Source organism: Ramlibacter monticola, assembly GCF_016722785.1.
Taxonomy (GTDB): domain Bacteria; phylum Pseudomonadota; class Gammaproteobacteria; order Burkholderiales; family Burkholderiaceae_C; genus Ramlibacter; species Ramlibacter monticola.
This window is the reverse complement of sequence record NZ_JAEQNE010000001.1, coordinates 1,484,166-1,509,890: the sequence shown is the minus strand read 5'-3', so window position 1 is coordinate 1,509,890 and position 25,725 is coordinate 1,484,166. Positions and strand designations below refer to the sequence as shown.

The window sequence follows — 25,725 nt, the reverse complement described above, 5'->3', positions numbered from 1 at the left end:
TGACTTCTAGCAGGCCCGCGTCGGGGCGGGTTCCAGGTCCCGCATGGTGAGGCCCGCGCGCGCGAGCGCATAGACGGCCTCGGTGCGGTTGGACACGACCAGCGCGTCCAGGATGTGCGCCACGTGCGACTTCACGGTCGTGTCGGACAGGCCGAGGTCGCGTGCGATCACCTTGTTCGGCTTGCCCTGCACGATCCCCAGCAGCACCTGGCGCTGGCGGTCCGTGAGGCGCGCGCCCAGGCGCGCCCAGGCATCCTGCTGGGCGCGGCTGGCCGGCGAGCCCACGCTGAGGCTCGTGGGCGGCAGGTACACGCCCCCGGACAGCACCAGCGTCAGCGCGGCGTGGAATTCGTCGCTGGGCGCGGACTTGGGCACGAAGCCGCAGGCGCCGAGGTCGATGCAGTCGCGCACGATCGCCGGGTCTTCGTTGCCGGAGAGCACCAGCACGGGCAGTTCCGGCAGGCGCATGCGGACCGCGCGCACGGAGTCGGTGCCCTGGTAGCCGGGCATCTGCAGGTCGAGGATCACCAGATCGAACTGCTGGCCCTCGCTGGCGCGCTGGAAGGCCGTTTCCAGCGCGGCGCATTCGACCACGTTCACCTCCATGCCGGTGTTCTGCAGCGTGTGCACGACGCCGCTGCGGTACAGGGGGTGGTCGTCGACGACAAGGATGTTCATGGGGTGCCTTCGGGGTTCGCGACGATGGTAGCAGCCGGGTTGGAGCCGAAAACTGTCCTTTTGGAGGATTGGACGGCCGCGGATGCGGCGGGCCCTGCCGGGATGGCCGCTCCCGGATAATCCCGCCATGGCCGCAGTCTTCGACAAACCCTCGGTGCGCCAGCGCCTCACCCCCATGCTCCAGGGGTTCGACGGGCCGCTGGCCTTCGCCGTCTTCCTGCTCGCCTGCGCCGGCCTGCTGACCATGTACAGCTCCGGCTACGACCACGGGGTGCGCTTCTACGACCACGCCCGCAACATGGTGCTGGCCGGCTCCATCATGTTCGTGGTGGCGCAGGTTCCGCCGCAGCGGCTGATGAGCTTCGCGGTGCCCTTGTACGTGGTCGGGGTCGGGCTCCTGATCGCGGTGGCGCTGTTCGGGATCACGAAGAAGGGCGCCCGGCGCTGGATCAACCTGGGAGTCGTGATCCAGCCCAGCGAGATCCTGAAGATCGCCATGCCCCTGATGCTGGCCTGGTGGTTCCAGAAGCGGGAGGGGCAGCTGCGGCCGCTGGACTACCTCGTGGCCGGCGCGCTGCTGGCCGTGCCCGTGGGCCTGATCGTCAAGCAGCCGGACCTCGGCACGGCCGTGCTGGTGCTGACTGCGGGCATGGCGGTGATCTTCTTCGCCGGCCTGTCCTGGAAACTGATCATCCCGCCGGTGGTGCTGGGCATCGTGGCGGTGGTGCTGGTGGTGTCCTTCGAGCCCATGCTGTGCGCCGACGGCTACCGCTGGCCCGTGCTGCACGACTACCAGCAGCAGCGCATCTGCACCCTGCTCGATCCCACCAAGGACCCGCTGGGCAAGGGCTTCCACATCATCCAGGGCATGATCGCGATCGGCTCCGGGGGCCTGTTCGGCAAGGGCTTCATGCAGGGCACGCAGACGCACCTGGAGTTCATCCCCGAGCGCACCACCGACTTCATCTTCGCCGCCTACTCGGAGGAATTCGGTCTGCTGGGCAACCTGTTCCTGATCGCCAGCTTCCTGTTCCTGGTGCTGCGCGGGCTGGCCATCGCCATCGAGGCGCCGACGCTGTTCGCCCGGCTGCTGGCCGGGGCGATCACCATGATCTTCTTCACCTATGCCTTCGTGAACATGGGCATGGTCAGCGGCATCCTGCCGGTGGTGGGCGTGCCGCTGCCCTTCATCAGCTACGGGGGCACCGCCATGGTGACGCTGGGGCTGGGGCTGGGGATCCTGATGTCGATCTCCAAGTCGAAGCGGCTGGTCCAGAGCTGAGGCTGCCGTGGCGCGCACGGTCGGCATCGTCGGCGTGGGCAACATGGGCGGCGGCATGGCCGCGCGACTGCTCGAATGCGGCTGGCGGGTGCAGGCCTGCGACCTGGTGGCGGACAAGGTGCAGGCGCTGGTGCGGCAGGGCGCGCGGGCCGCCGCCAGCCCGGCCGAGGCCGCCGACGGGGCCCAGGCCCTGGTCGTGTGCGTGGTGGATGCCGCGCAGTCGCGGGAGGTGCTGTTCGGCCCGCAGGGCGCGGCCGCGGCACTGGGGGCCGGTCGCGCCGTGCTGCTGTGCCCCACGATCGCGCCGGAAGACACGCAAGGGCTGGCCAGCGCGCTTGAAGAACGAGGCTTGGCGCCGATCGACGCGCCGATGTCGGGCGGGCCGGCCCGGGCGCGCGACGGGAGCATGAGCCTGATGGTGGCCTGCGCCGAGCCGGTGTTCCAGGCCAACCGCGAGTTGCTGGAAACCTTGTCCGGCCGGCTTTTCCGCATCGGCACGCGGGTCGGCGACGGCGCCCGCACCAAGCTGGTCAACAACCTGCTGGCCGGCATCAACCTGGCCGGCGCGGCCGAGGCCCTCGCCCTGGCCGAACGGCTGGGCCTGGACGCGGCGCGCACGCTGGCGGTGATCGAGCAGTCCAGCGGGCAGAGCTGGATCGGCTCGGACCGCATGCACCGCGCCATCGCCGGAGACTACGCGCCGCGGGCTCACGTCACCCTGCTGCAGAAGGACATCGGGCTGGCGCTGCAGGCCGCCCGCGAGGCGGGCTTCCCGGGGTGCCTCGGGCCCGTGGCGCACGAGGTCTTCAACCGCTCGGTGGCGGCCGGGGATGCCGGTCTCGACGACGCGGCGCTGCTGCGCCTGTTCCGCGGGGACACATGAGCGCGCCCCCACGCCCCAGCTGCCGCCCCGGCCCCTAGGCAAGCGCCGTAGCGGGCGCGACCGTCGCAAGCCGGGGGCGGCACCTACAATGGTCCGATGATCTCCCGCGAACCCACCATCGAGCGCCTGGCCACGGCCCGGGCGCTGCTGCTCGAACCCTTCGGCCTCGACGAAACGCACCTCTCGCGCGCCCTGGCGGAGATCCGCGCGCACCGCGTCGACGACGCCGACCTCTACTTCCAGTACACGCGCAGCGAGGGCTGGAGCCTGGAGGAGGGCATCGTCAAGACGGGCAGCTTCAGCATCGACCAGGGCGTGGGCGTGCGGGCCGTCAGCGGCGAGAAGACCGCCTTCGCGTACTCCGACGACATCTCGGAAACCTCGCTGCTCGATGCGGCGCGGGCCGTGCGGACGATCGGGGCGGCGGGGGACGGCGGGCGCGTGCACGTGCCGCCCCAGCAGGTGGCGGGCAGCCGCTCGCTCTACCAGGGGCTGGATCCGATCGCCACGCTGGACAGCACGGCGAAGGTCAAGCTGCTGGAGCGGGTCGAGCAGATGGCGCGCGCCAGGGACCCGCGCGTGGCGCAGGTGATGGCGGGCCTGGCGAGCGAATATGACGTGGTGCTGATCGCCCGCGCGGACGGCACCCTGGCCGCCGACGTGCGGCCGCTGGTGCGGCTGTCGGTCACCGTGATCGCGGAACAGAACGGACGGCGCGAGATGGGCACCGGCGGCGGCGGCGGCCGCTTCGGGCTGGCGTACTTCGACGACGAGCGCCTGCAGAGCTACGTGAACGATGCGGTGAAGGCCGCGCTGACCAACCTGGAGTCGCGGCCGGCCCCGGCCGGCCACATGACGGTGGTGCTCGGCCCCGGCTGGCCCGGCATCCTGCTGCACGAGGCGGTGGGCCACGGCCTGGAGGGCGACTTCAACCGCAAGGGCTCCAGCGCCTTCTCGGGCCGGCTGGGCCAGCGCGTCGCCGCCCCGGGCGTGACGGTGCTCGACGACGGCACCATCGCCGACCGCCGCGGCTCGCTCAACGTGGACGACGAAGGCAACCCGAGCCAGCGCAACGTGCTGATCGAGGACGGCATCCTGCGCGGCTACATCCAGGACTCGCTCAATGCCCGCCTGATGGGCGTGCAGCCCACCGGCAACGGCCGTCGCGAAAGCTACGCCCACATCCCGATGCCGCGCATGACCAACACCTACATGCTGGGCGGCGACAAGTCCGCCGAGGAGATCGTCGCCAGCATCGACAAGGGCCTGTACGCCACCAACTTCGGCGGCGGCCAGGTGGACATCACTTCCGGCAAGTTCGTGTTCTCGGCCAGCGAGGCTTACTGGGTCGAGAACGGCCGCATCCTCTACCCCGTCAAGGGCGCGACGATCGTCGGCAACGGGCCGGACGCGCTCACCCGCGTCTCCATGATCGGCAACGACATGAAGCTGGACACCGGAGTGGGCACCTGCGGCAAGGAAGGCCAGAGCGTGCCGGTGGGCGTCGGCCAGCCCACGTTGCGCATCGACGGACTGACGGTCGGCGGCACGGCCTGATTACCCCTGGCCCATTCTGGGCCATTTTGGCGCGGTGCAGCTCGGCCGCGGTGTGATACTTGGGGGTTAAGCGCCATGCCGAACCCGCCCCCGTCCACCACGCTGCGGCTCCCGATCGATCCGCTCACCAACCTGCCGAGCATCAATACGTTCGACGGGTTGAGCGATTTCCTGCGCACGGCCATCGCCGACGAGGACAGCCAGCTGTTTTCCGAGAGCATGGCGGCGCTGGCGCGGCAGGCCGAGATCGTGGTCTCGGACCTGCGCAAGAGCCGCCACCGCAACCGGGCCAGCCCCGTGCTGATGGACATGCTCACGGTGCTGCGCCAGCACCGCGCCTTCGTGGTGGAGCTCGGGCCCTCCTGGCGCGGCCTCTACGAATACGCGGCCTACCTGCAGGCGCTGAACAACTTCCGCGTCCTGATCGGCCAGTGGCTGCTCAAGGTCGCGCCCTGGGATGACGACCTGCCGGTGACCCCGGCGGACTTCGAACTGGTCGCCTGGCGGACCATGGGCGAGGGCATGCTGCTGGTGGACATGTACGAGCAGCTGCTGCTGCGCCCGGACGTCCCCGAGCCCCGTTCGGACTTCGACCGCCTGCGGGAAAACCAGGTCGCCCGGGTGCTCCAGTGGTGGCAGAAGCTGCGGCGGTGATGCAACGCGCCGACGATCGTGCTGGACAGCCCACCAGCCTGTGTTAAATTGACTCCATGCGTTCCGTTCGCGCCTTCTTTTTTGGCTACTTTTGGTTCTCCTGCGCCCCCGGCGGAAGAGAGATCTGAGCGTACCCGCAACAAACGCAAGGAATCCTCGAAAAACCGCCGGCAACCCCGGCGGTTTTTTCTTGGGCCCCCAAAACCAACCACCAGCGAGAACCGTGTCATGAACCCGCCCAAAGCAGCCGCCGCCGATGCCTGGCATGCGCACCCCGTCGACCGAACCAGCCAGACCGACGACCAACGCATCAAGGACATCACCGTGCTGCCCCCGCCCGAACACCTGATCCGCTTCTTCCCGATCCGGGGCACCGCGGTGGAGAGCCTGATCAGCGCGACGCGGCGCAGCATCCACAACATCATGGCGGGGCAGGACGACCGCCTGCTGGTGGTGATCGGGCCGTGCTCGATCCACGATCCGGGCGCGGCGCTGGACTACGCGCGCCGGCTGAAGGAGGCGCGCGACAAGTACCGCGATTCGCTGGAGATCGTGATGCGGGTGTACTTCGAGAAGCCGCGCACGACCGTGGGCTGGAAGGGCCTGATCAACGACCCGTACCTCGACGAGAGCTTCCGGATCGACGAGGGCCTGCGCATCGCGCGCCAGCTTCTCATCGAGATCAACCGGCTCGGCCTGCCCGCCGGCAGCGAGTTCCTGGACGTGATCTCGCCGCAGTACATCGGCGACCTGATCTCCTGGGGCGCCATCGGCGCGCGCACTACCGAGAGCCAGGTGCACCGCGAACTCGCCTCGGGCCTGTCGGCGCCCATCGGCTTCAAGAACGGCACCGACGGCAACATCAAGATCGCCACCGACGCGATCCAGGCCGCGGCGCGCGGGCACCACTTCCTGTCGGTGCACAAGAACGGCCAGGTCGCGATCGTCCAGACCAACGGCAACCGCGACTGCCACGTGATCCTGCGCGGGGGCAAGGCGCCCAACTACGACGCCGACAGCGTCGCCACCGCCTGCCGCGAACTGGAGGCCGCGAAGCTGCCGCCGGTGCTGATGGTGGATTGCAGCCACGCGAACAGCAGCAAGCAGCACGAACGCCAGGTCGTCGTGGCCAGGGACATCGCCGGCCAGATCGCGGGCGGCTCGCGGAATGTCTTCGGCCTGATGGTCGAGAGCCACCTGTGCGGGGGGGCCCAGAAATTCACGCCCGGCAAGGACGATCCCACCGGACTGGATTACGGCAAAAGCATTACCGATGCCTGCATCAGCTGGGACGAATCGCAGGAGGTGCTCGAAGTCCTGGCGCAGGCCGTGAAAGATCGCCGGAATCGGGCCTGAGGACTTGTTCACATTCAGTAACTAGTCCGGTATATTTGTTTCCACTCGGCCCGCAGGGGGGCGGGGGAGGGGACAAATGACGATCGAGGTGCCGGTACTGCGCCTGGGATTGGCCGGCTTTGGCGAGGCGCAGCAGAAGTTGGTGGAAGAGGCGGCGAAGGCCGCCTCCTCGCCGCGCGCCGCCTGGGAAACCGGCCCGTTCGCGGACGCGGACGCCTGGTGGCTGGAGGGCCGCCGCACCTTGCTGATGCCCAACAAGCACCTGCGGGTGCAGCCCGCCGTGCCGTCCGGCCGCTCGGTCCAGATCGCCCTGGCCGACGTGGACCGGCCGGTGGCCTTCTCGCTGCCGCTGGCGGCCCCCGATTTCAAGCCGGCCGTGAGCTTCGAGCTCGAGAACCGGACCGCCGCCGTGAAGGTCCTGCACCAGTTCGCCAGCTGGATGCAGCTCGCGCTGGCGCATTTCTGCCTGGGCTCCAGCATCGCCGAAAAGCAGCCGACCCTGGGCGCCGGCTCCTGGGAGGTCCTGCACGAAGGCGATCTCGTGGCGGTGGTGGACCTCAAGCTGGGCGCCGCGGTGGACCCGCAGGCGGGGCCGGCCGATTTCGACGACGCGACCTGGTGCGTGCGCGCGCACGGCGGCGTGGTGATCCCCCCGGGCTGGCCGCGCGCCAGCGTGTCGCAGCTGATGTGGCAGTACGCCCAGCGCACCCAGCGCGACCTGCTGCCGCCGCACTACCGGACCAGGCCGCTGTTCTTCCGCCGGCCGCCGCGGCTGGCGCAGCGGCAGCTGAAGGACGCCCACCTGCTGCTGATGCGCGAGCTGGTCGCGCAGCCGGGCATGGACTTCGAGGCGCTGCAGCACGCCACCGGCCTCGCCGACGCGCCGCTGGCGCGCTGCCTGTCGGCCCTGTACGTGGTCGGCTCCATCACATCGAACCCGCGCCGCGCGAGCGCGGCCACGCAGCTGGCGGCGGCGGTGCGCGACTCCGGGCCGCCGTCCCGCCAGAGCCTCTTCGAGTCCGTGGGGGACACGGTGCCGCGCCCCTCGGACCTGGCGCCGCGGCGGGCGCTGGACCTCACCGCACCGCTGCCGCTGATGCGGGACTAGGAGTCCCGGCTCCTAGCCGGCCCGGCCCAGGGCATCCAGCAGCGTCGCGTGGATGCCGCCGAAGCCGCCGTTGCTCATGCAGAGGATGTGGTCGCCCGGGCGTGCGGTGGCCACCACCTGGTCGACCAGTTCGGGCACGGTCGCAGCGACGCGCGCCTTGTCGCCCATGGACTGCAGCACCTCCTTCGGATCCCAGCCCAGGCCGCCGGCGTGGCAGAAGGACAGGTCGGCCTGCTCCAGGCTCCAGGGCAGCTGCGCCTTCATCATGCCCAGCTTCATCGTGTTGCTGCGCGGCTCGAACACCGCCAGTATGCGCTGCGCGCCGACCTGCCGGCGCAGGCCGTCGATGGTGGTGCGGATCGCCGTGGGGTGGTGCGCGAAGTCGTCGTAGACCGTCACGCCGTTGGCGACGCCGCGCACCTCCATGCGCCGCTTCACGTTGCGGAACTCGCGCAGCGCCTCCGCCGCGACGGCCGGCGTCACCCCGACGTGCTGCGCCGCGGCGATGGCGGCCAGCGCATTGAGCTGGTTGTGCACGCCGGACACCTCCCAGTGCACCTGCGCCGCGCGGTGGCCCTGTTCCAGCACGTCGAAGCGGGTCGGCTCGCCCTCGGCGCGGAAGTCGCTCACCGCGGCGCCGAAGCTGCGCACCTCGCTCCAGCAGCCCTGGTGCAGCACGCGCTGCAGGCTTTCCTCCAGCCCGTTGACGACGATGCGGCCGGTGGAGGGGATGGTGCGCACGAGATGGTGGAACTGCCGTTCGATCGCCGCCAGGTCGTCGAAGATGTCGGCGTGGTCGTATTCCAGGTTGTTCAGGATCGCCGTGCGGGGGCGGTAGTGGACGAACTTGCTGCGCTTGTCGAAGAAGGCGGTGTCGTATTCGTCGGCCTCGATCACGAAGGCGGTGTTGGGCCGCGCCATGTTGCCCAGGCGGGCGGACACGCCGAAGTTCAGGGGCACGCCGCCCACCAGGAAGCCGGGCTGCAGGCCCGCGTGTTCCAGGATCCAGGCCAGCATCGACGTGGTCGTCGTCTTGCCGTGGGTGCCGGCCACGGCCAGCACGTGCCGGCCTTGCAGCACGTTCTCGGCGAGCCACTGCGGGCCGCTGGTGTAGCGCAGCCCCTGGTCCAGGATGGCTTCCATCAGCGGGTAGCGGGGCGTGCCGTCGGCGGTGCGGGCGCGCGAGACCACGTTGCCCACCACCCAGACGTCGGGGTTCAGTGCCAGCTGCTCGGTGCCGAAGCCTTCGATCAAGTCGATGCCCAAGGCGCGGAGCTGGTCGCTCATGGGCGGATAGACGCCGGCGTCGCAGCCGGTCACCTTGTGTCCGGCCTCGCGCGCCAGGGCGGCGAGCCCGCCCATGAAGGTGCCGCAGATGCCGAGGATATGAATGTGCATGGGCCGCGATTATCGCGGCGGGGTGTAAGTCGGCCGTAACGGGGGAGGGGAACACCGAACATCCGAACGCAGAGGGCGCAAAGATTTCGCAGAGGGCGCAAAAAATGCCGAAATCAATTGAAAGGCATTCTTTGCGCCCTCTGCGGATCCTTTGCGCCCTCTGCGTTCGGCTGTCCGCTTTCGGCGGCCTACTTCGGGAACATCTGCCGCAGTTTCAGCTTGTAGAACTTGCCCGTCGACGTGCGCGGCACCGCCTCGATGAACTCGTAGCGTGCTGGCAGCTGCCACTTGGCGAAGCTGCGTTGCAGCAGGTGGGCGTCCAGTTCGCCGGGCTGCGTGGCGGCGCCTTTCTTCAGCACCACGCAGGCCAGCGGGCGCTCGCCCCATTTTTCGTGCGGGATGGCGATCACGGCGGCCTCGGCCACCGCGGGGTGCCCCATCAGGGCGTTTTCCAGGTCCACCGAACTGATCCACTCGCCGCCGGACTTGATCAGGTCCTTGGTGCGGTCGGTGATGCGCACGAAACCGAGATCGTCCACGCTCGCCACGTCGCCGGTGCGCAGCCAGCCGTCCGGCGTGAACTTGCCCGCGTCGCGCGGGACCTGGTGGTAGCTGCCCGTGATGAAGGGGCCGCGCACCTGGATCTCGCCGACGCTCCTGCCGTCCCACGGCTGCTCGCCCCCGTCGCCGACCACGCGCAGGTCCACCAGCGGCACCGGCACGCCGGCCATGGCGGCGCGCCGGCACTTCTCGTCCTCGTCCGCGCCCTGCAGCTCCGCGCGCGGATAGGAGATCGTGCACACCGGCGAGGTCTCGGTCATGCCCCAGCCCTGCTCGATCCAGATGCCGTGCCGGTCGAAGGCCCGGATCAGGGCCTCCGGCACCGCGGCGCCGCCCACCAGGGAGCGCATGCCGCGCGGCAGCTTCCAGCGGCCGTGATTCGGCGATTCGGGCTGCTGCGCGGCGTCGAAGGTCTGGATCAGCGACAGCCAGATGGTCGGCACGCCCAGCGACAGCGTCGGCGGCTCCAACTGCATCAGGTCCAGCAGGTCCTCGGGGTGCAGGTGCGGGCCGGGGAACACCAGCTTCACGCCCATCATCACCGCGCCATAGGGCATCCCCCAGCTATTGGCGTGGAACATGGGGGTGACCGGCAGGACGACGTCGGTGCCCCGCAGGCCCCAGAAGTCGCCCAGGCTGGCCACCAGCGTGTGCAGGATGGTGGAGCGGTGGGAGTAGGCTACGCCCTTCGGCCGGCCGGTCGTGCCGGACGTGTAGCACATGGCCACCGGATCGTCCTCCTCGTGCTCCGCGTAGCGGAAGCGCCCGGGGTCGGCGCCGGCCAGCAGCCGCTCGTAGTCCTCGAAGCCGGCCGGCACCTCGGCGCCCGAGAAGGGAAAGACGATCACCTTCTCGAACTGGTGCAGGCCGGCGATCTGCCGGTACAGGGGCAGCAGCACGTCGTCGACGACCAGGAAGCGGTCCTGCGCGTCGCTGGCGATCCAGCCGATCTCGTCCGGCGCGAGGCGCAGGTTGAGCGTGTGCATCACGCCGCCCGCCGCCGGAATGCCGAAGTAGCACTCCAGGTGCGCATGGTGGTTCCAGCAGAGCGTCGCCACGCGATCGCCCTTGCGCAGCCCCAGCTGCTGCAGCACGGCGGCCAGGGCGCGGGTGCGGCGGTGGAACTCGCCGTAGCTGTGGCGCCGCAGGGACTTGTCCGGCAGCCGGGAGACGATCTCGTTGCGGTGGAACAGCTGCCCCGCCCGTTCCAGCAGGTGGTTGAGCGACAGCGGCGTGGTCATCATCGTGCTCTGCATGCCTGTCTCCTCGGCGGCCGGATGGGGAGCCTGGGCGGCAGAGAAACGGGCCTGCGTTGGGCCTGCAAGGGGCTGGATGCTAGGCGCGGGAACGGGTCAAGCCCGGGCGGCTTGACCCGTTCCTGCAACGACGCAGCCGGCCCCTTGCAGGCCCAACCCTCCGGGCCGGGGCCTGGGAGCCTGCCATCCGTCGTTGCAGTCGCCCTTGCGTACGCAAAGTACGCGGCGGTCGACCGCGCCTAGGCTGGCAGGCTCCCAGGCCCCGGCGCAGGTCCGTTTCTCTGCCGCCCAGGCTCCTGGCGCACTGTACGGCTCCAGTGGGGCCCGGGCAATGCAGAATGCCCGGATGGACACCCTGCAGTCGGAAATCGCCGCCGCCGCCGCGCGGCTGGTGGTGGAGGAAGGCCTGGAATACGGGCCGGCCAAGCGGCGGGCCGTGAAGCAGATGGGCCTGAGCGCGCGCACCGCGCTGCCGGACAACGATGCGCTGGAAGACGCCGTGCGCGAATACATCGCGGTCTTCTGCGCCGACACCCAGCCGGCCGAACTCGCGGCCCTGCGCCGCCTGGCCCTGACCTGGATGGAGCGGCTGGCGGAATTCCGGCCCCACCTGGGGGGCGCGGTCTGGCACGGCAGCGCCACCCGCTTGTCCGACATCTACCTGCAGCTGTTCTGCGACGATCCGAAATCCGCGGAAATCGCCCTCATCGAGCATCGGGTCGACTACACGCCTCGCACGGTGACCGGCTTCCATGGAGAATCGGTGGAGGCGCTCAGTCTGAGCAGCATGAGCCCCGAGCTGGGGGAGCCGATCGGCGTGCACCTGCTGGTGTACGACCACGACGACCTGCGCGGGGCGCTGAAACCGGATACGAAGGGGCGCACCCCCCGCGGCGACCTGGCCGCGGTTCGTGCATTGGTGGAGGAAACTGGAAATGGATGAAGCAGTCAAGCCCGCCGGTTCGCCGGCGTCGGGTCGCCGGGGGCTGATCGTGGGCGTGGGCACGGCGGCGGTCCTGGCCGGCGCGGGCTACGCCTGGTGGCGTACGAAGCAGAAGCCCGCCGGCGGCGGCGCGCCGACGATCGACCAGTCCGGCGTGCAGCAGTTCTGGCCGCTGGAGTTCGAGACGCCACAGGGCACGAAGCTCGCCATGGCCTCCCTCAAGGGCAAGCCCCTGATCCTGAACTTCTGGGCCACGTGGTGCGCCCCGTGCATCGAGGAAATGCCGATGCTCGACAGCTTCTACCGCCAAAATTCGGCAAAGGGCTGGCAAGTGCTTGGACTTGCGATCGACCAGCCGAGCTCGGTGCGCAAGTTCCTGGAGAAGACGCCGGTCAGCTTCCCGATCGGCCTGGCCGGTTTCGGCGGCACCGACCTCACCAAGCAATTGGGGAACATGGCCGGCGGCCTGCCGTTTTCCGTGCTGTTCGATCCGGATGGGCGCGTGCGGCAGCGTAAAATGGGCAAGCTCTCCGAAGCCGACCTGCAGGCCTGGGTCGGTTCGGCCTGAGTGCACCCAGCCGCCTTCGCCGGCGGTCCCGAGGACGTCTCCCGCGTGAACTTCGTCCAACATAGTTGTATGTAGTTGACGCGAAAAGAGAGAAGTAGGCGGATTTTGCTGTAAATTCGCGTCCTCTCAAGAACGAGGCATCCCATGGACTTGCGCAAACTCAAGACGCTGATCGACCTGGTGTCGGAATCGAACGTATCCGAACTGGAGATCACGGAAGCGGAGGGCAAGGTTCGCATCGTGAAGGGCGGTCCTGCGACGGTGCAGGCCGGGCACATGCCGATGCAGATGCAGATGCCGATGCAGGCGAATGTCGGCGCCGCCCCGGCTCCCGCACTGGCCCCCGCTGCGGCGCCGGCCGCCGCGGCCCCCGAAGTCCCGAAGGGCCATGTCGTGAAGTCGCCGATGGTGGGAACCTTCTACCGCGCCTCCGCGCCGGGGGCCAAGTCCTTCGTCGAAGTGGGCAGCCAGATCAAGGAAGGCGACACCGTCTGCATCATCGAGGCGATGAAGATCCTCAACGAGATCGAGGCCGACAAGGCCGGCACCATCACCGAGATCCTGTGCGAGAACGGGCAGGCGGTCGAATACGGCCAGCCGCTGTTCGTCATCGAATAAACAATGTTCAAGAAGATTCTTGTTGCGAACCGCGGTGAGATCGCGCTTCGCGTCCAGCGCGCGTGCCGCGAACTCGGAATCAAGGCCGTGATGGTCTATTCCGAGGCCGACCGCGAAGCCAAGTACGTCAAGCTGGCGGAAGAGGCGGTGTGCATCGGCCCCGCGCCCTCGGCGCAAAGCTACCTGAACATGCCGGCCATCATCTCGGCGGCCGAAGTGACGGACGCCGAGGCGATCCACCCGGGCTACGGCTTCCTGTCCGAGAACGCCGACTTCGCCGAGCGGGTCGAGAAGAGCGGCTTCCAGTTCATCGGCCCGACGCCCGAGTCGATCCGCATGATGGGCGACAAGGTCTCGGCCAAGCAGGCCATGATCAAGGCCGGCGTGCCCTGCGTGCCGGGTTCCGAGGGCGAGCTGCCGGACAACCCGGCCGAGATCCGCCGCATCGCCAAGACGGTGGGCTACCCCGTGATCATCAAGGCCGCCGGCGGCGGCGGCGGCCGCGGCATGCGCGTCGTGCACACCGAGGCGGCGCTGGTCAACGCGGTGCAGATGACCAAGGCCGAGGCGCTGGCCGCCTTCGGCAACGGCGCGGTGTACATGGAGAAGTTCCTCCAGGACCCGCGCCACGTCGAGATCCAGATCCTGGCCGACAAGTACAAGAACGCCGTCTACCTCGGCGAGCGTGACTGCTCCATGCAGCGGCGCCACCAGAAGGTGATGGAAGAGGCGCCGGCCCCGGGCATCCCCCGCAAGCTGATCGAGAAGATCGGCGAGCGCTGCGCGGCGGCTTGCAAGAAGATCGGCTACCGCGGCGCCGGCACCTTCGAGTTCCTGTATGAAAACGGCGAGTTCTACTTCATCGAGATGAACACGCGGGTGCAGGTGGAGCACCCGGTGACGGAGCTCATCACCGGCGTCGACATCGTCAAGACGCAGATCATGGTGGCCGCCGGCGAGAAGCTGCCCTTCACCCAGCGCGACATCGTGCTGCGCGGCCACGCGATCGAGTGCCGCGTGAACGCCGAGGATCCCTACAACTTCATGCCCTCGCCGGGGCGCATCACCCTGTGGCATCCGCCGGGCGGGCCGGGCGTGCGGGTGGACTCGCACGTCTACAACAACTACTTCGTGCCGTCCAACTACGACTCCATGATCGGCAAGATCATCGTCCACGCGGACACCCGCGAGATGGCGCTCGCCCGCATGCGCAGCGCGCTGGGCGAGATGGTGGTGGAAGGCATCAAGACCAACATCCCGCTGCACCGCGACCTGCTGGTGGACGCCAAGTTCATGGCCGGCGGCACCAACATCCACTACCTCGAGGAGTGGCTGGCGCACCACAAGCGCTGAAGAATCATGGCCCCCACGCTCCGCACTTCGTGTCGTCGCTGCCCCCCGAGCGGGCCCAACTCGCCTTGGGGCGGCCCGGCGGCGAGTTGACGATGTTCGAACTGCGGCTGCTGTGCCCGGAAGAGCGCGTCGAGGCGGTCGGCGACGCGCTCGAGGCGCTCGATGCGCTGAGCGTCTCGGTGGAGGACGCCGACGCCCAGACCCCCGCGGAGCAGGCGCTTTTCGGCGAACCCGGGATGCCGCCGCCCAAGGAGGGCTGGCAGCGCTCGCTGGTCGTCGCGCTGTTCACCGAGGAGGCGCAGGCGCGGGAGGCGGCGCAGCTGCTGCAGCCGCAGGACTTCTTCCAGGGCTGCAAGCTCCTCGGCATCCAGGCCGTGCCGGACCAGGACTGGGTGCGCCTGACGCAATCGCAGTTCGAGCCGGTGGAGATCACGCCCACCTTCTGGATCGTGCCCAGCTGGCACGAGCCGCCCGCGGGGGCGCGGCAGGTGATCCGGCTCGACCCCGGGCTGGCCTTCGGCACCGGCACGCATCCCACCACCCGCATGTGCCTGCGCTGGATCGCGCGCCATGCGCCCGCGGGGCAGCGCGTGCTCGATTACGGCTGCGGCTCCGGCATCCTCGCCATCGGTGCGGCCAAGCACGGAGCGGCGCAGGTCGATGCAGTGGACATCGACGAGGCCGCGGTGCGTTCCACCGAAGCGAACGCGCAGGCCAACGGCGTGCAACTCACGGCCGGACTGCCGGAGCGCGCCAAGGGCCGCTACGACTCCGTGCTGGCCAACATCCTGGCCACGCCGCTGAAGGTGCTGGCACCCCTGCTCGCGAGCCACGTGGCCCCCGGCGGCGCGCTGGTCCTCGCGGGCATCCTGGCGCGGCAGGCGCAGGAGCTGAAGGACGCCTACGAGCCTTACTGCCAGCTGGACGTCAGCGACGAAGAAGACGGCTGGATCCTGATGACGGCGAAACTCTAGCCGCCATCTCTACAATCGCGGGCTCATGAGCCTGATCACCAGCTGCCCTGCCTGCGGGACCATGTTCCGTGTCGTGCCGGACCAGTTGAAGATCTCCGAGGGCTGGGTGCGCTGCGGCCATTGCAGCGAGGTGTTCGACGCCTCCGCCCACATGGTCGACGAATCGGTGCTGGAGCAGGTCCGCACGGCGGAAGCCGCCCGGCCGCCGGAGGTACCGTCCTTCCTGGCGGCGACGCCGCCCGCGCTGCGCCCGGAGCCCCCGCCGGCGGAGGCGGACAGCTGGCTGCCCTCCACCGGCTTCCCGGACAGCATGGACCCGGCCCCGCTGCCGGCCCCGGAACCGGCGCCGGCCGAGCCACTGGCGGCGGCGGCCGAGCGCACCGTCGCGCCTGCGCTGAAGCGGCAGGACGACTCCGGCTACCTGGACGCCGTCAGCCACGCCCTCGAACCCTCGCCCCTGGACGGGCCCTTCGTGTTCCGACGCTCGGACCTGATGGTCGACGACCTCGACCCGTCGACCCCGCCGGCGCCGTCCGAGCGCCGCCCGCGCGGGGAGGAGGACGAGGAGGAGTACACCGAGGAGCAGCTGCACGACGTCTCCTTCATGCGCCAGGCCCGGCGCCGCGCCTTCTGGCGCCGGCCGGCGGTGCGCGGCGGGCTCCTGCTCGCCGCCTTCGTGCTGGGCACGCTGCTCGCGCTGCAGGTCGCCTGGCACGACCGCGACCGGCTCGCGCTGCAGCAGCCGGCCCTGCGGCCGGCGCTCGCGCAGATGTGCGCGCTGCTGCAGTGCCGGCTCGGACCTCCGCGGCAGATCGAGTCCATCGTCATCGAGAGCTCCGGCTTCACGCGCGTGCGCAACGACATCTACCGCCTCGCGTTCACCGTGCGCAACACGGCGCGCACCCAGGTCGCGCTGCCGGCCATGGAGCTGACCGTCACGGACGCGCAGGACCAGGCGATCGCGCGGCGCGTCCTGCTGCCCGGCGAGCTCGGCGCGGCGGGCGAGGCACTCGCCCAGGGCGCCGAGTGGACGGGCGCGGTGGGCGTGTCGCTCACCATGCCGAACGCGTCGCGCGTGGCCGGCTACCGCCTGCTCGCCTTCTACCCCTGATCCTCCCCACCGAAAGAGAACCATGGCCGCCGTCATCTGCGGATCCCTCGCCTTCGACAACATCATGAACTTCGAGGGGCGCTTCGCCGAGCAGATCCTGCCGGACCAGCTGCACATCCTCAACGTCTCCTTCCTCGTGCCTTCGCTGCGGCGCGACTTCGGCGGCTGCGCGGGCAACATCGCCTACGCGCTGAAGCTGCTGGGCGGCGAGCCGCTGCCCATGGGCGCGGTCGGCAGCGACGGCGGCGACTACCTGCAGCGCTTCGACAAGCTGGGCATCCGCACCGAGTTCGTGCTGCGCGTGGACGACACCTACACGGCGCAGGCGATGATCATGACGGACCAGGACAACAACCAGATCACCGCCTTCCACCCCGGCGCCATGATGCAGGCGCACCAGGTGAAGGTGCCGGCGCGGCAGGACATCCGGCTGGGCATGATCTCGCCCGACGGCCGCGACGCGATGCTGCAGCACGCCGAGCAGTTCCAGGCCGCCGGCATCCCCTTCGTGTTCGACCCGGGCCAGGGCCTGCCGATGTTCGACGGCTGGGAACTGGCGAACTTCATCGAGCAGGCGACCTGGGTCACCGTGAACGACTACGAGGGCAAGATGCTCAGCGAACGCACGGGCTGGAGCAGCGCCGAGATCTCGCGCCGCGTGCGCGGCCTGGTGGTGACGCTGGGCGGCGACGGCTGCGAGGTGTGGGTCGACGGCGAGGTGACGCGGGTGCCGCCGGAGCAGCCGGCCGCCATCGTCGATCCCACCGGCTGCGGCGACGCCTGGCGCGGCGCGCTGCTGTACGGCCTGGAGCAGGGCTGGACGCTCGCGCGCTGCGCCGAGCTGGGCAACAAGGTGGGCGCGATCAAGATCGCGAGCCGCGGGCCGCAGAACTACACGCTGGACGGGCTGAAGCGCTAGTCGGAAAAGGCAAGACCGAACAGCCGAACGCAGAGGGCGCAGAGAGAGCGCAGAGGACGCAGAAGAACATCCGGAAGGAAGGGAAATCCTTCTGAGGTCTTTTCTGCGTCCTCTGCGTATCCTTTGCGCCCTCTGCGTTCGGCTGTTCGGTTTCTCCCTTCAAGACCCCCGCGCGAACGTCACCCCGCCGTCCACCACGATCGTCTCCCCGACGACGAAATCCCCCGCCCGCGACGCCAGGAAGATCGCGGCCCCCGCCATGTCCTCCGGCTGCCCGATCCGGCCCGCCGGCACCCGCTGCGCCACCTCGTCGCCGTGGTCGCGCGCCTGCTTGTTCATGTCCGACGCGAAGGGACCCGGCGCGATCCCGTTCACCACGATGCCGTCCTGCGCGAGCCGCAGGGCCATGCGCCGGGTGAGGTGGATGAGTCCGGCCTTGCTCGCCGTGTACGAGTAGGTTTCCCACTGGTTGACGGAGATGCCGTCGATCGAGGCGATGTTGATCACCTTGGCCGGCCGCTGCGCTGTCGCCGCCTTGCGCAGGTGCGCGTGCAGGGCCTGCGTGAGGAAGAAGGGCGCCTTCATGTTCAGGTCCACCACCTTGTCCCAGCCGCTCTCGGGGAAGGTGTCGAAGGCCTCGCCCCAGGCTGCGCCCGCGTTGTTCACCAGGATGTCCAGCGAGGGTTCGCGCTCCATCACCTGCGCCGCCAGCGCGCGCGCGCCCTCGACCGTGGACACGTCCGCCGGCAAGGGGACGCAGGGCCCGATCGCCGACAGCTCCTCGGCCGTGGCCTCGCAGGCCGCTGCCTTGCGCGCGCTGATGTAGACCTTCACGCCGTGGTGGAGGAAGCCGGTGGCGATCATGCGGCCGATGCCGCGCGAGCCGCCGGTCACGAGGGCCACGCGCCCTTGCAGGGAAAACAGGTCTTTCATCGGGGAACTCCTTTCGCGTCGGCGCAGCCTAATGCAGGCGCGCGCCGGCTCCAATCACCTTCAGGACAACCCCCAGCGCGTCGCTTTACTGCGCGCACCGACCGCCGCTGGCAAGGAGACGACATGCAGAGACGTGCCCTGGTTTCCCTCGCCGCGCTCGCGGCCCTCGGTGTCGCGGGCTGCGCGACATCCGTGTCCGACCCGCAGGCGGTGCTGCGCCAGGCCGACGTGGCCATGGGCGGCAGCCAGCTGAAGACGCTGCGCTTCGCCGCCAACGGCACCGGCGGCATCTTCGGCCAGGCCTACGTGCCCGGCCAGCCCTGGCCGCGCATCAACATCCCGACCTTCGCGCGCTGGATCGACTACGACAACGCGGCGATGCGCGAGGACTCCGTGCGCACGCGGGCCGAACCCAACGGCGGCGGCGCCTTGCCCCTGATGGGCACGGGCGAGCAGCGCGTCTCGGCCTGGGTGCGCGGCGAGCAGGCCTGGAACATGGTCGGACCGGCGCCGCAGGCGGCACCGGTCGCGCTCGACGGCCGCATCCACGACCTGTGGACCACGCCGCACGGCGTGATCAAGGCGGCGATGCGCAACAACGCGACCGTGCGGTCCGAGGGCGGCCTGTCCGTCGTGGCCTTCGCCCAGCCCGGCCGCTACCGCGCCACCGCGTACATCGGCGCCGACGGACTGGTGCAGCGGGTCGAGTCGGTGGTGCCGAACCCGGTGACCGGCGACACGCCCACCACCACGGTCTATTCGGGCTGGCGCGACTGGGGCGGCGTGAAGTTCCCGGCCCGCATCGTCCAGACGCAGGGCGGCCATCCCGTGTACGACCTGACCGTCACCGAGGTACAGGCCAACCCCGCGCTCGACATGCCGGTGCCGCCGCTGGTGGCGTCCTTTGCCGAGAAGGTGGACGCGCAGCAGGTCGCGCCGGGCATCTGGTACCTCGCGGGCGGTTCGCACCACAGCGTGCTGGTGGAGTTCGCGGACCACACCATGCTGATCGAAAGCCCGCTGTACGACGGGCGCTCGCTGGCGGTGCTGGCGGAGGCGCGGCGCCTCGTGCCCGGCAAGCCGCTGCGCTACGTGGTCAACTCGCACCACCACTTCGATCACGCGGGCGGCTTGCGCACCGCGGCCTCGGCCGGCGCCACGCTGGTGGTGAGCGAGCAGGCGCGGCCCTGGTACGAGCAGGCCTTCGCCACGCCGAACGCGATCCGCCCGGATGCGCTGCAGCAGTCCGGCCGGCGTCCCACGCTGCTGGGCATCAATGGCTCGCGCACCTTCAGCGACGCCTCGCGCACGGTGGAAGTGCGCTTCATCGAAGGCAGCGTGCACGCGCAGGGCTTCATGATGGCCTGGCTGCCGCGCGAGCGCCTGCTGGTGGAAGCGGACGCCTACACGCCGGGCGCGCCCAACACGGCCCCGCCTTCGCCGCCGAACGCGAACAACGTCAACCTGGTGCAGAACATCGAGCGGCTGGGATGGACCCCGGACCGGATCCTGCCGCTGCACGGGCGGATCGTGCCGTACACGGAACTGCGCACCTGGGTCGGGCGGAGTTGAAAACCTGACAGCCGAACGCAGAGGGCGCAGAGGATGCGCAAAGGACGCAGAAAAGACCAAAGACTTTTGAAGTTTCTTTTCTGCGTTCTCTGCGTATCCTCTGCGCCCTCTGCGTTCGGCCTCTTGTTTCTTCGCCCCTCAAACCCGCGTCTTGCGCCGCTCGAGCAACGCCAGGATCTCCCCGACGATCCCCTTGCGGAACGCCAGCACGCATATGACAAAGATCGCGCCGATGATCACCGTCACCCAGGCGCCGACCTTGTCCGCCAGCGTGTCCTGCAGCGAGATCACCAGCCCGGCGCCGATCACCGGCCCCAGGAAGGTGCCGACGCCGCCCAGCAGGCTCATGAGGATCACCTCGCCCGACATCGTCCAGTCCACGTCGGTCAGCGACGCCAGCCCCATGACCAGGCACTTCAGCGCCCCGGCCAGGCCCGCCAGCGTCGCCGACAGCACGAAGGCGAGCAGCTTGTAGCGGTCCACCTCGTAGCCGAGCGAGATCGCGCGCGGCTCGTTCTCGCGGATCATCTTCAGCACCTGGCCGAAGGGCGAGGTGACGATGCGCTTGATGCCGAGGAAGCAGGCGACGAAGACCGCCAGCACCACGTAGTACATGACGGTGTCGTTCGCGATCGGCAGGATGCCGAAGAGGGTGCCGCGCGGCACGGCCTGCAGGCCGTCCTCGCCGCCGGTGAAGGGCGCCTGCAGGCAGACGAAGAACACCATCTGCGCCAGCGCCAGCGTGATCATGGCGAAGTAGATGCCCTGGCGCCGGATCGCCACCAGCCCGAACAGCAGGCCCAGCAGGGCCGCCACCGCGGTGCCGCCCAGGATGCCGACGACGGGCGGCCAGGCCTGCACCTTCACCACCCAGCCGGTCACGTAGGCGGCGAAACCGAAGAAGGCCGCATGGCCGAAGGACAGCAGCCCGGTGAACCCGAGCAGCAGGTTGAAGGCGCAGGCGAACAGGGCGAAGCACAGCGCCTTCATCACGAACACGGGATAGAGGCCCACCAGCGGGGCCGCGATGGCCAGGGCCAGCAGCACCAGGTAGGTGACGAGCACCGCGGGGCTCGTGCGCACGGGCGCGGCGGCGGCCGGAGCGGCGGCCGTGACCGGCACCTCCTCGGCGACTGCGGCGGATGTCGTATTCAATTCAGTTCTCCCATCACGCCTGCGGCACACGCGCGCACGGCCGAATCCAGTGCCACCGCGGAACCGGCTTTGCCGGGCCGCGGGTGGCGCCCCCTCGAGGGGGAGGCGCCGAAGGCGCTTCGGGGGGGAGCCATATCCTCAGGCTTCCTTTCCGAACAGGCCCGCGGGGCGCACCATCAGCACGATCACCATGATCACGAACACCACGACGTTGGAGGCCTCGGGATAGAACACCCGGGTGAAGCCCTCGACCACCCCGAGCAGCAGGCCCGTGATCACCGAGCCGAGGATGGAGCCCATGCCCCCGATCACCACCACGGCGAACACCACGATGATGAGGCTGGAGCCCATCACCGGCCGCACCTGGATGACCGGCGCGGCCAGCACGCCGGCCAGTGCGGCCAGCGCCACGCCGGCGCCGTAGGTCAGGGTGACCATCATCGGCACGTTGACGCCGAAGGCCTGCACCAGCTTCGCGTTCTCGGTGCCGGCGCGCAGGTAGGCGCCCAGCCGCGTGCGCTCGATCAGGTACCAGGTGCCCAGGCACACGGTGATGGAGGCGAAGACCACCCAGGCGCGGTAGTTGGGCAGCACCATGAAGCCGAGGTTGGTGGAGCCGGCCAGCAGCTCCGGCACCGGATAGGACTGGCCCGACACGCCGTACTGGTCGCGGAAGATGCCTTCCAGGATCAGCGACAGGCCGAAGGTCAGCAGCAGGCCGTAGAGCGGGTCCAGCCCGTACAGCCGCTTGAGGAAGAAGCGTTCGATCACCACGCCCAGCGCGCCCACGATCAGCGGCGCGAGCACGAGCGCGGCCCAGTAGTTCACGCCCCACTTGTCCAGCATGATCCACGCGGCGAAGGCGCCCACCATGTACAGGGCGCCGTGCGCGAAATTGACGATGTCGAGCAGGCCGAAGATGACGGCGAGGCCGAGGCTCAGCATGGCGTAGAAAGCGCCGTTCACGAGCCCGAGCATCAGCTGGCCCAGGAAGGCCTGCAGCGGGATGCCAAAGATTTCGGTCATGGGGGCAGGGCAGAGGCCGGCCCCCTGCGGGGCCGGCGGTTCATCACATCAGGCTCGGGTCACTTCCACATCGCGCACTTGCTCTCGGCCTTGGTGGTCCAGGGCTCCTCGCCCTTGAACACCTGGACCACCTTGTAGTAGTCCCAGGGCTCGGTCGACTCCTTGGGCGACTTCACCTGCATCAGGTACATGTCGTGGATCACGCGGCCGTCGCCGCGCACCCAGCCGTTCTTCATGAAGACGTTGTTGAACTTCGCCTTCTTCATCTGGCCCAGCACCTTGTCGGCGTCGTCGCTGTTCACGGCCTTGACCGCGTTCAGGTACTCCAGGGCGGCCGAGTAGTCGCCGGCCTGCACGGAGGAGGGCATGCGCTTCATCTTGTCGAAGAACTTGCGGGCCCAGGCGCGCGTCTCCTGGCTCTGGTTCCAGTACCAGGAGTCGGTCAGGAACATGCCCTGGGTGGTGTTCAGGCCCAGCGAGTGGATGTCGTTGATGAACACCAGCAGGCCGGCCAGCTTCATCGTCTTGGTGATGCCGAACTCGTTGGCCGCCTTGATCGAGTTGATGGTGTCGCCGCCGGCGTTGGCAAGGCCCAGGATCTGGGCCTTGCTGCCCTGCGCCTGCAGCAGGAAGGAGGAGAAGTCGCTGGCGTTCAGCGGCGCCTTCACCGAGCCCACCACCTTGCCGCCGTTGGCTTCCACCACCTTGGTGGTGTCGGCCTGCAGCTGGTGGCCGAAGGCGTAGTCGGCGGTCAGGAAGTACCAGGTCTTGCCGCCCTGCTTGACCACGGCCGCGCCGGTGCCCTTGGCCAGGGCGGCGGTGTCGTAGGCCCAGTGCAGGGTGTAGGGAGAGCACTGCTCGTTGGTCAGCGCGGAGGTCGCGGCGCCCACCGAGATGAAGGGCTTCTTCTTCTCCTGCGCCACCTTGGCCATGGCCAGGTTGGTGCCGGAGTTGGTGCCGCCGATCAGCATGTCGACGCCTTGGGTGTCGAACCATTCGCGCGCCTTGGTGGCGGCGACGTCGGGCTTGTTCTGGTGGTCGGCGGAGATCACCTCGATCTTCTTGCCGCCGATGGCGCCGCCGAGTTCGGCGATCGCCATGCGGATGGCTTCCACGCTGCCCTGGCCGCCGATGTCCGCGTACACGCTGGACATGTCGGTGATGACGCCGATGCGGATCACGTCACCGGAGATCTGCGCCTGCGCCGGCATCGTGGCGCCGAACAGGGCGGCCGCACCCAACGCAGCGGCGGCAAACGTCTTCTTCACTTTCATGGCTTCTCCTTCGGTAAATGCGCCCGGCGTGCTCACACACCCAGGTATTCGTTGAGCATCGAGGCGTTGGCCGCGAGTTCCTCCTGGCGGAACTCGCGCACCATGCGCCCGTGCTCCATCACGTAGAACCGGTCCGCCAGCGGCGCGGCGAACCGGAAGTTCTGTTCGACGAGGATGATCGTGTAGCCCTTGGCCTTCAGCGTATGGATCATCTCGGCGAGCTTCTGCACGATCACCGGCGCGAGGCCCTCCGAGATCTCGTCCAGCAGCAGCAGGCGCGCGCCGGTGCGCAGGATGCGGGCCACGGCCAGCATCTGCTGCTCGCCGCCGGAAAGGCGCGTCCCGGGGCTGTTCGCGCGCTCCTTCAGGTTGGGGAACATCTCGTAGATCTCGGCGACGCCCATGCCGCCCTGGGCGATCTCCGGCGGCAGCAGCAGGTTCTCCTCGGCCGACAGGCTGGAGAAGATGCCCCGCTCCTCCGGGCAGTAGCCCACGCCGAGGCGGGCGATGCGGTGCGGCGCCAACTGGATCGCCTCGGTGCCGCGCAGGCGGATCGAACCGGTGCGTCGGCCCGTGAGGCCCAGGATGGCGCGCAGGGTGGTGGTGCGGCCGGCGCCGTTGCGACCGAGCAGCGACACGACCTCGCCCTCGTCGACGCTCATGTTCACGCCGTGCAGGACGTGCGACTCGCCGTACCAGGCGTGCAGGTTCTCGATGCGGAGCAGCTCGTTCGATGCCATCAGTGCGCCCCCTGCAGCTCGGCTTCGGTGGAGCCCATGTAGGCCTCGATCACCTGAGGGTTGCGCGACACCTCGGCATACGGCCCGTCGGCAATCACGGCGCCGCGCTGCAGCACCGTGATGCGGTCGGCGATCTTCGAGACGACGTTCATGTTGTGCTCGACCATCAGGATGGTGCGGCCGACGGAAACCTTCTTGATCAGGTCGGTGACGCGCGAGACGTCCTCGTGGCCCATGCCCTGCGTCGGTTCGTCCAGCAGCATCAGCTCGGGCTCCAGCGCCATCGTGGTGGCGAGTTCGAGCGCGCGCTTGCGGCCATAGGGCAGGTTGACGGTCAGCTCGTCGGCGAACTCCTGCAGGTCCACCGCGGCCAGCAGTTCGAGCGCGCGGCCGTGCAGGTGGTGCAGCGACTTCTCGGGCTTCCAGAAGTGGAAGGAGGTGCCCAGGTTGCGCTGCAGGGCGGCGCGCACGTTCTCCAGCGCGGTGAGGTGCGGGAACACGGCGGAGATCTGGAACGAGCGCACGATGCCGCGGCGGGCCGTCTGCGCGGGGCGCTCGTGCGTGATGTCGGTTCCCCGGTAGAGAATGTTGCCGCGCGTGGGGGCGAGGAACTTGGTCAGCAGGTTGAAGAAGGTCGTCTTGCCGGCGCCGTTCGGGCCGATCAGCGCGTGGATGTCGCCGCGCCTGACCTTCAGGTCCACGTTGTTCACGGCGACGAAGCCCTTGAACTCCTTGGTCAGGCCCTGGGTTTCCAGGATGGTTTCAGCGGACAAACGGGCTCCTTCGGGGGTCGTGGCCGGGCCGCGCCGGGCCGTCCAGTCGAAGGGGCCTATGGTGCTCATCGTGCTGCAACGCGAAAAGAGGGTCCAACCCTAGGTCCTCCTTCGTGCGGGGTCTGCAGGCTTGCAGGAGGCTGACTCGGCCCAACGGCGCGCGACAATCGACCAGCGCAACGCACAGGAGAGTCCCATGGACGACGAACGCGTACGGGTCGAAACGGATGGCCACGGCGTGGCCGAGGTCGCGCTGGTGCGCGCGGACAAGATGAACGCGCTCGACACGGCGATGTTCCAGGCGCTGGTCGACGCGATCGCGCGCCTGCGCGCCGACGCGAAGGTTCGCGCCGTGGTGCTGCACGGCGAAGGCCGCGGCTTCTGCGCCGGGCTCGACAAGGCCATGTTCCAGGGCCTCGCCGGCGGCGCAGTCGGCGACCTGGTCCCGCGCACGCATGGGCTCGCCAACCTCTGGCAGCAGGTCGCCTGGGGCTGGCGCGAACTGCCGGTGCCGGTGATCGCGGCGCTGCACGGCGTCGCCTTCGGCGGCGGCCTGCAGGTCGCGCTGGGCGCCGACATGCGCCTGGTTCATCCGGAGACGAAGCTGTCGGTGATGGAGGTGAAGTGGGGCCTGGTGCCGGACATGGCCGGCTGCGTGCTGCTGACCGAACTGTGCCGCCCCGACGTCGCGCGCGAGCTGACCTTCACCGGGCGCGTGGTGTCGGGCGCCGAGGCGGCGGTGCTGGGGCTGGCCACGCGCGTGAGCCAGGATCCCCTGGCGGAGGCACGGGCGATGGCGCGGCAGATCGCGGCCGGCAACCCGGATGCGATCCGGGCGGCGAAGCGGCTCTTCAACACCGCGACGCCGGTGGATGCGGCGAGGGTGCTGGTGGCGGAGGCCTTCGAGCAGCAGCGCCTGATCGGCAGTGCGAATCAGCGGGAAGCGGTGCAGGCGCAGTTCGAGGGGCGCCCCCCGGTCTTCGTCATTCCCGCGGAGGCGGGAATCCAGGGCGCCACGAAGTGAAGATGCGCC

General features: G+C 69.3%; 24 protein-coding genes. 15 read left to right on the top strand and 9 right to left on the bottom strand.

The features are described from left to right. Positions 1-6: 6 nt before the first annotated feature. Positions 7-678, bottom strand: a complete 672-nt coding sequence (locus JJ685_RS07300; RefSeq protein ID WP_201673517.1) for a response regulator — start codon at positions 676-678, stop codon at positions 7-9. A gap of 127 nt (positions 679-805) precedes the next feature. Here JJ685_RS07300 and rodA point away from each other — a divergent pair, with 127 nt between their 5' ends. The 6 genes from rodA (at position 806) to JJ685_RS07270 (ending at position 7,518) form a co-directional block, all read left to right on the top strand. Continuing rightward, positions 806-1,960, top strand: coding sequence for a rod shape-determining protein RodA (gene rodA / locus JJ685_RS07295; RefSeq protein ID WP_201673516.1), 1,155 nt, complete (start codon positions 806-808; stop codon positions 1,958-1,960). A gap of 7 nt (positions 1,961-1,967) precedes the next feature. Then, entirely contained in the window at positions 1,968-2,843 is an 876-nt protein-coding gene (locus JJ685_RS30240; protein WP_330901712.1) for an NAD(P)-dependent oxidoreductase, read from the top strand. Positions 2,844-2,939: 96 nt separating this feature from the next. Then, positions 2,940-4,400, top strand: coding sequence for a metalloprotease TldD (gene tldD / locus JJ685_RS07285; RefSeq protein ID WP_201673515.1), 1,461 nt, complete (start codon positions 2,940-2,942; stop codon positions 4,398-4,400). Positions 4,401-4,475: 75 nt separating this feature from the next. Then, positions 4,476-5,054, top strand: a complete 579-nt coding sequence (locus tag JJ685_RS07280; RefSeq protein ID WP_201673514.1) for a hypothetical protein — start codon at positions 4,476-4,478, stop codon at positions 5,052-5,054. 228 nt (positions 5,055-5,282) lie between these two features. Further along, complete coding sequence (locus JJ685_RS07275; protein ID WP_201673513.1) at positions 5,283-6,410, top strand: 3-deoxy-7-phosphoheptulonate synthase; 1,128 nt, start codon at positions 5,283-5,285, stop codon at positions 6,408-6,410. Between the two features lie 76 nt (positions 6,411-6,486). Then, positions 6,487-7,518, top strand: a complete 1,032-nt coding sequence (locus JJ685_RS07270) for a hypothetical protein (RefSeq protein ID WP_201673512.1) — start codon at positions 6,487-6,489, stop codon at positions 7,516-7,518. Between the two features lie 12 nt (positions 7,519-7,530). On the opposite strand, the gene mpl is transcribed toward JJ685_RS07270, so the two are convergent. Together mpl and JJ685_RS07260 are read right to left on the bottom strand one after the other, a co-directional pair. Next, the gene (mpl, locus tag JJ685_RS07265; protein WP_201673511.1) at positions 7,531-8,916 is read right to left on the bottom strand and encodes a UDP-N-acetylmuramate:L-alanyl-gamma-D-glutamyl-meso-diaminopimelate ligase; all 1,386 of its coding nucleotides are present in this window, start codon (positions 8,914-8,916) and stop codon (positions 7,531-7,533) included. A 188-nt stretch (positions 8,917-9,104) separates the two neighbouring features. Continuing rightward, entirely contained in the window at positions 9,105-10,733 is a 1,629-nt protein-coding gene (locus JJ685_RS07260) for a long-chain fatty acid--CoA ligase (RefSeq protein WP_201673510.1), read from the bottom strand. A gap of 346 nt (positions 10,734-11,079) precedes the next feature. Here JJ685_RS07260 and JJ685_RS07255 point away from each other — a divergent pair, with 346 nt between their 5' ends. The 7 genes from JJ685_RS07255 to JJ685_RS07225 all read left to right on the top strand — a co-directional run bounded on the left by JJ685_RS07255 (position 11,080) and on the right by JJ685_RS07225 (position 17,219). Then, positions 11,080-11,676, top strand: a complete 597-nt coding sequence (locus tag JJ685_RS07255; protein WP_236598698.1) for a hypothetical protein — start codon at positions 11,080-11,082, stop codon at positions 11,674-11,676. After that, positions 11,669-12,244 carry a TlpA family protein disulfide reductase gene (locus JJ685_RS07250; RefSeq protein ID WP_201673508.1) on the top strand — a complete coding sequence of 192 codons (576 nt, stop codon included), beginning with the start codon at positions 11,669-11,671 and terminating at the stop codon, positions 12,242-12,244. The genes JJ685_RS07255 and JJ685_RS07250 overlap by 8 nt, the downstream gene beginning before the upstream one ends. Positions 12,245-12,388: 144 nt before the next feature. Further along, positions 12,389-12,862: an acetyl-CoA carboxylase biotin carboxyl carrier protein gene (gene accB / locus JJ685_RS07245; RefSeq protein ID WP_201673507.1), complete on the top strand. Its 474-nt coding sequence runs from the start codon at positions 12,389-12,391 to the stop codon at positions 12,860-12,862. Between the two features lie 3 nt (positions 12,863-12,865). Further along, complete coding sequence (accC, locus tag JJ685_RS07240; protein ID WP_201673506.1) at positions 12,866-14,215, top strand: acetyl-CoA carboxylase biotin carboxylase subunit; 1,350 nt, start codon at positions 12,866-12,868, stop codon at positions 14,213-14,215. A 92-nt stretch (positions 14,216-14,307) separates the two neighbouring features. Then, positions 14,308-15,189, top strand: a complete 882-nt coding sequence (prmA, locus tag JJ685_RS07235; protein ID WP_201673721.1) for a 50S ribosomal protein L11 methyltransferase — start codon at positions 14,308-14,310, stop codon at positions 15,187-15,189. A 25-nt stretch (positions 15,190-15,214) separates the two neighbouring features. After that, a complete protein-coding gene (locus JJ685_RS07230; RefSeq protein WP_201673505.1) occupies positions 15,215-16,300 on the top strand; it encodes a DUF3426 domain-containing protein in 1,086 nt (361 codons plus the stop codon). A gap of 22 nt (positions 16,301-16,322) precedes the next feature. Beyond that, positions 16,323-17,219 (top strand): carbohydrate kinase family protein, encoded by an 897-nt coding sequence (locus JJ685_RS07225; protein ID WP_201673504.1) that lies wholly within the window; start codon positions 16,323-16,325, stop codon positions 17,217-17,219. A 159-nt stretch (positions 17,220-17,378) separates the two neighbouring features. Here the strand turns inward: JJ685_RS07225 and JJ685_RS07220 are convergent, their stop codons facing one another. Beyond that, positions 17,379-18,152, bottom strand: coding sequence for an SDR family oxidoreductase (locus JJ685_RS07220; RefSeq protein ID WP_201673503.1), 774 nt, complete (start codon positions 18,150-18,152; stop codon positions 17,379-17,381). A gap of 123 nt (positions 18,153-18,275) precedes the next feature. On the opposite strand from JJ685_RS07220, the gene JJ685_RS07215 reads away from it, so the two are divergent. Next, the gene (locus JJ685_RS07215; protein WP_201673502.1) at positions 18,276-19,724 is read left to right on the top strand and encodes an MBL fold metallo-hydrolase; all 1,449 of its coding nucleotides are present in this window, start codon (positions 18,276-18,278) and stop codon (positions 19,722-19,724) included. A gap of 138 nt (positions 19,725-19,862) precedes the next feature. Here JJ685_RS07215 and JJ685_RS07210 read toward each other — a convergent pair whose 3' ends face one another. From JJ685_RS07210 to JJ685_RS07190, 5 genes are all read right to left on the bottom strand, one after another. Beyond that, positions 19,863-20,807, bottom strand: a complete 945-nt coding sequence (locus tag JJ685_RS07210; protein WP_201673720.1) for a branched-chain amino acid ABC transporter permease — start codon at positions 20,805-20,807, stop codon at positions 19,863-19,865. A 210-nt stretch (positions 20,808-21,017) separates the two neighbouring features. Continuing rightward, the gene (locus tag JJ685_RS07205; RefSeq protein WP_201673501.1) at positions 21,018-21,905 is read right to left on the bottom strand and encodes a branched-chain amino acid ABC transporter permease; all 888 of its coding nucleotides are present in this window, start codon (positions 21,903-21,905) and stop codon (positions 21,018-21,020) included. Between the two features lie 59 nt (positions 21,906-21,964). Next, the gene (locus tag JJ685_RS07200) at positions 21,965-23,179 is read right to left on the bottom strand and encodes an ABC transporter substrate-binding protein (RefSeq protein ID WP_201673500.1); all 1,215 of its coding nucleotides are present in this window, start codon (positions 23,177-23,179) and stop codon (positions 21,965-21,967) included. Between the two features lie 32 nt (positions 23,180-23,211). After that, a complete protein-coding gene (locus JJ685_RS07195) occupies positions 23,212-23,919 on the bottom strand; it encodes an ABC transporter ATP-binding protein (RefSeq protein ID WP_201673499.1) in 708 nt (235 codons plus the stop codon). Further along, entirely contained in the window at positions 23,919-24,692 is a 774-nt protein-coding gene (locus JJ685_RS07190; RefSeq protein ID WP_201673498.1) for an ABC transporter ATP-binding protein, read from the bottom strand. The genes JJ685_RS07195 and JJ685_RS07190 overlap by 1 nt, the downstream gene beginning before the upstream one ends. A 196-nt stretch (positions 24,693-24,888) precedes the next feature. On the opposite strand from JJ685_RS07190, the gene JJ685_RS07185 reads away from it, so the two are divergent. Continuing rightward, entirely contained in the window at positions 24,889-25,716 is an 828-nt protein-coding gene (locus JJ685_RS07185; protein WP_201673497.1) for a crotonase/enoyl-CoA hydratase family protein, read from the top strand. Positions 25,717-25,725: the final 9 nt, after the last annotated feature.

Coding starts and splice junctions, on each gene's coding strand:
- JJ685_RS07300 (WP_201673517.1), bottom strand. CDS start 678: ATGAACATCCTTGTCGTCGACGACCACCCCCTGTACCGCAGCGGCGTC.
- rodA (WP_201673516.1), top strand. CDS start 806: ATGGCCGCAGTCTTCGACAAACCCTCGGTGCGCCAGCGCCTCACCCCC.
- tldD (WP_201673515.1), top strand. CDS start 2,940: ATGATCTCCCGCGAACCCACCATCGAGCGCCTGGCCACGGCCCGGGCG.
- JJ685_RS07280 (WP_201673514.1), top strand. CDS start 4,476: ATGCCGAACCCGCCCCCGTCCACCACGCTGCGGCTCCCGATCGATCCG.
- JJ685_RS07275 (WP_201673513.1), top strand. CDS start 5,283: ATGAACCCGCCCAAAGCAGCCGCCGCCGATGCCTGGCATGCGCACCCC.
- JJ685_RS07270 (WP_201673512.1), top strand. CDS start 6,487: ATGACGATCGAGGTGCCGGTACTGCGCCTGGGATTGGCCGGCTTTGGC.
- mpl (WP_201673511.1), bottom strand. CDS start 8,916: ATGCACATTCATATCCTCGGCATCTGCGGCACCTTCATGGGCGGGCTC.
- JJ685_RS07260 (WP_201673510.1), bottom strand. CDS start 10,733: ATGCAGAGCACGATGATGACCACGCCGCTGTCGCTCAACCACCTGCTG.
- JJ685_RS07255 (WP_236598698.1), top strand. CDS start 11,080: ATGGACACCCTGCAGTCGGAAATCGCCGCCGCCGCCGCGCGGCTGGTG.
- JJ685_RS07250 (WP_201673508.1), top strand. CDS start 11,669: ATGGATGAAGCAGTCAAGCCCGCCGGTTCGCCGGCGTCGGGTCGCCGG.
- accB (WP_201673507.1), top strand. CDS start 12,389: ATGGACTTGCGCAAACTCAAGACGCTGATCGACCTGGTGTCGGAATCG.
- accC (WP_201673506.1), top strand. CDS start 12,866: ATGTTCAAGAAGATTCTTGTTGCGAACCGCGGTGAGATCGCGCTTCGC.
- prmA (WP_201673721.1), top strand. CDS start 14,308: ATGTTCGAACTGCGGCTGCTGTGCCCGGAAGAGCGCGTCGAGGCGGTC.
- JJ685_RS07230 (WP_201673505.1), top strand. CDS start 15,215: ATGAGCCTGATCACCAGCTGCCCTGCCTGCGGGACCATGTTCCGTGTC.
- JJ685_RS07225 (WP_201673504.1), top strand. CDS start 16,323: ATGGCCGCCGTCATCTGCGGATCCCTCGCCTTCGACAACATCATGAAC.
- JJ685_RS07220 (WP_201673503.1), bottom strand. CDS start 18,152: ATGAAAGACCTGTTTTCCCTGCAAGGGCGCGTGGCCCTCGTGACCGGC.
- JJ685_RS07215 (WP_201673502.1), top strand. CDS start 18,276: ATGCAGAGACGTGCCCTGGTTTCCCTCGCCGCGCTCGCGGCCCTCGGT.
- JJ685_RS07205 (WP_201673501.1), bottom strand. CDS start 21,905: ATGACCGAAATCTTTGGCATCCCGCTGCAGGCCTTCCTGGGCCAGCTG.
- JJ685_RS07200 (WP_201673500.1), bottom strand. CDS start 23,179: ATGAAAGTGAAGAAGACGTTTGCCGCCGCTGCGTTGGGTGCGGCCGCC.
- JJ685_RS07195 (WP_201673499.1), bottom strand. CDS start 23,919: ATGGCATCGAACGAGCTGCTCCGCATCGAGAACCTGCACGCCTGGTAC.
- JJ685_RS07185 (WP_201673497.1), top strand. CDS start 24,889: ATGGACGACGAACGCGTACGGGTCGAAACGGATGGCCACGGCGTGGCC.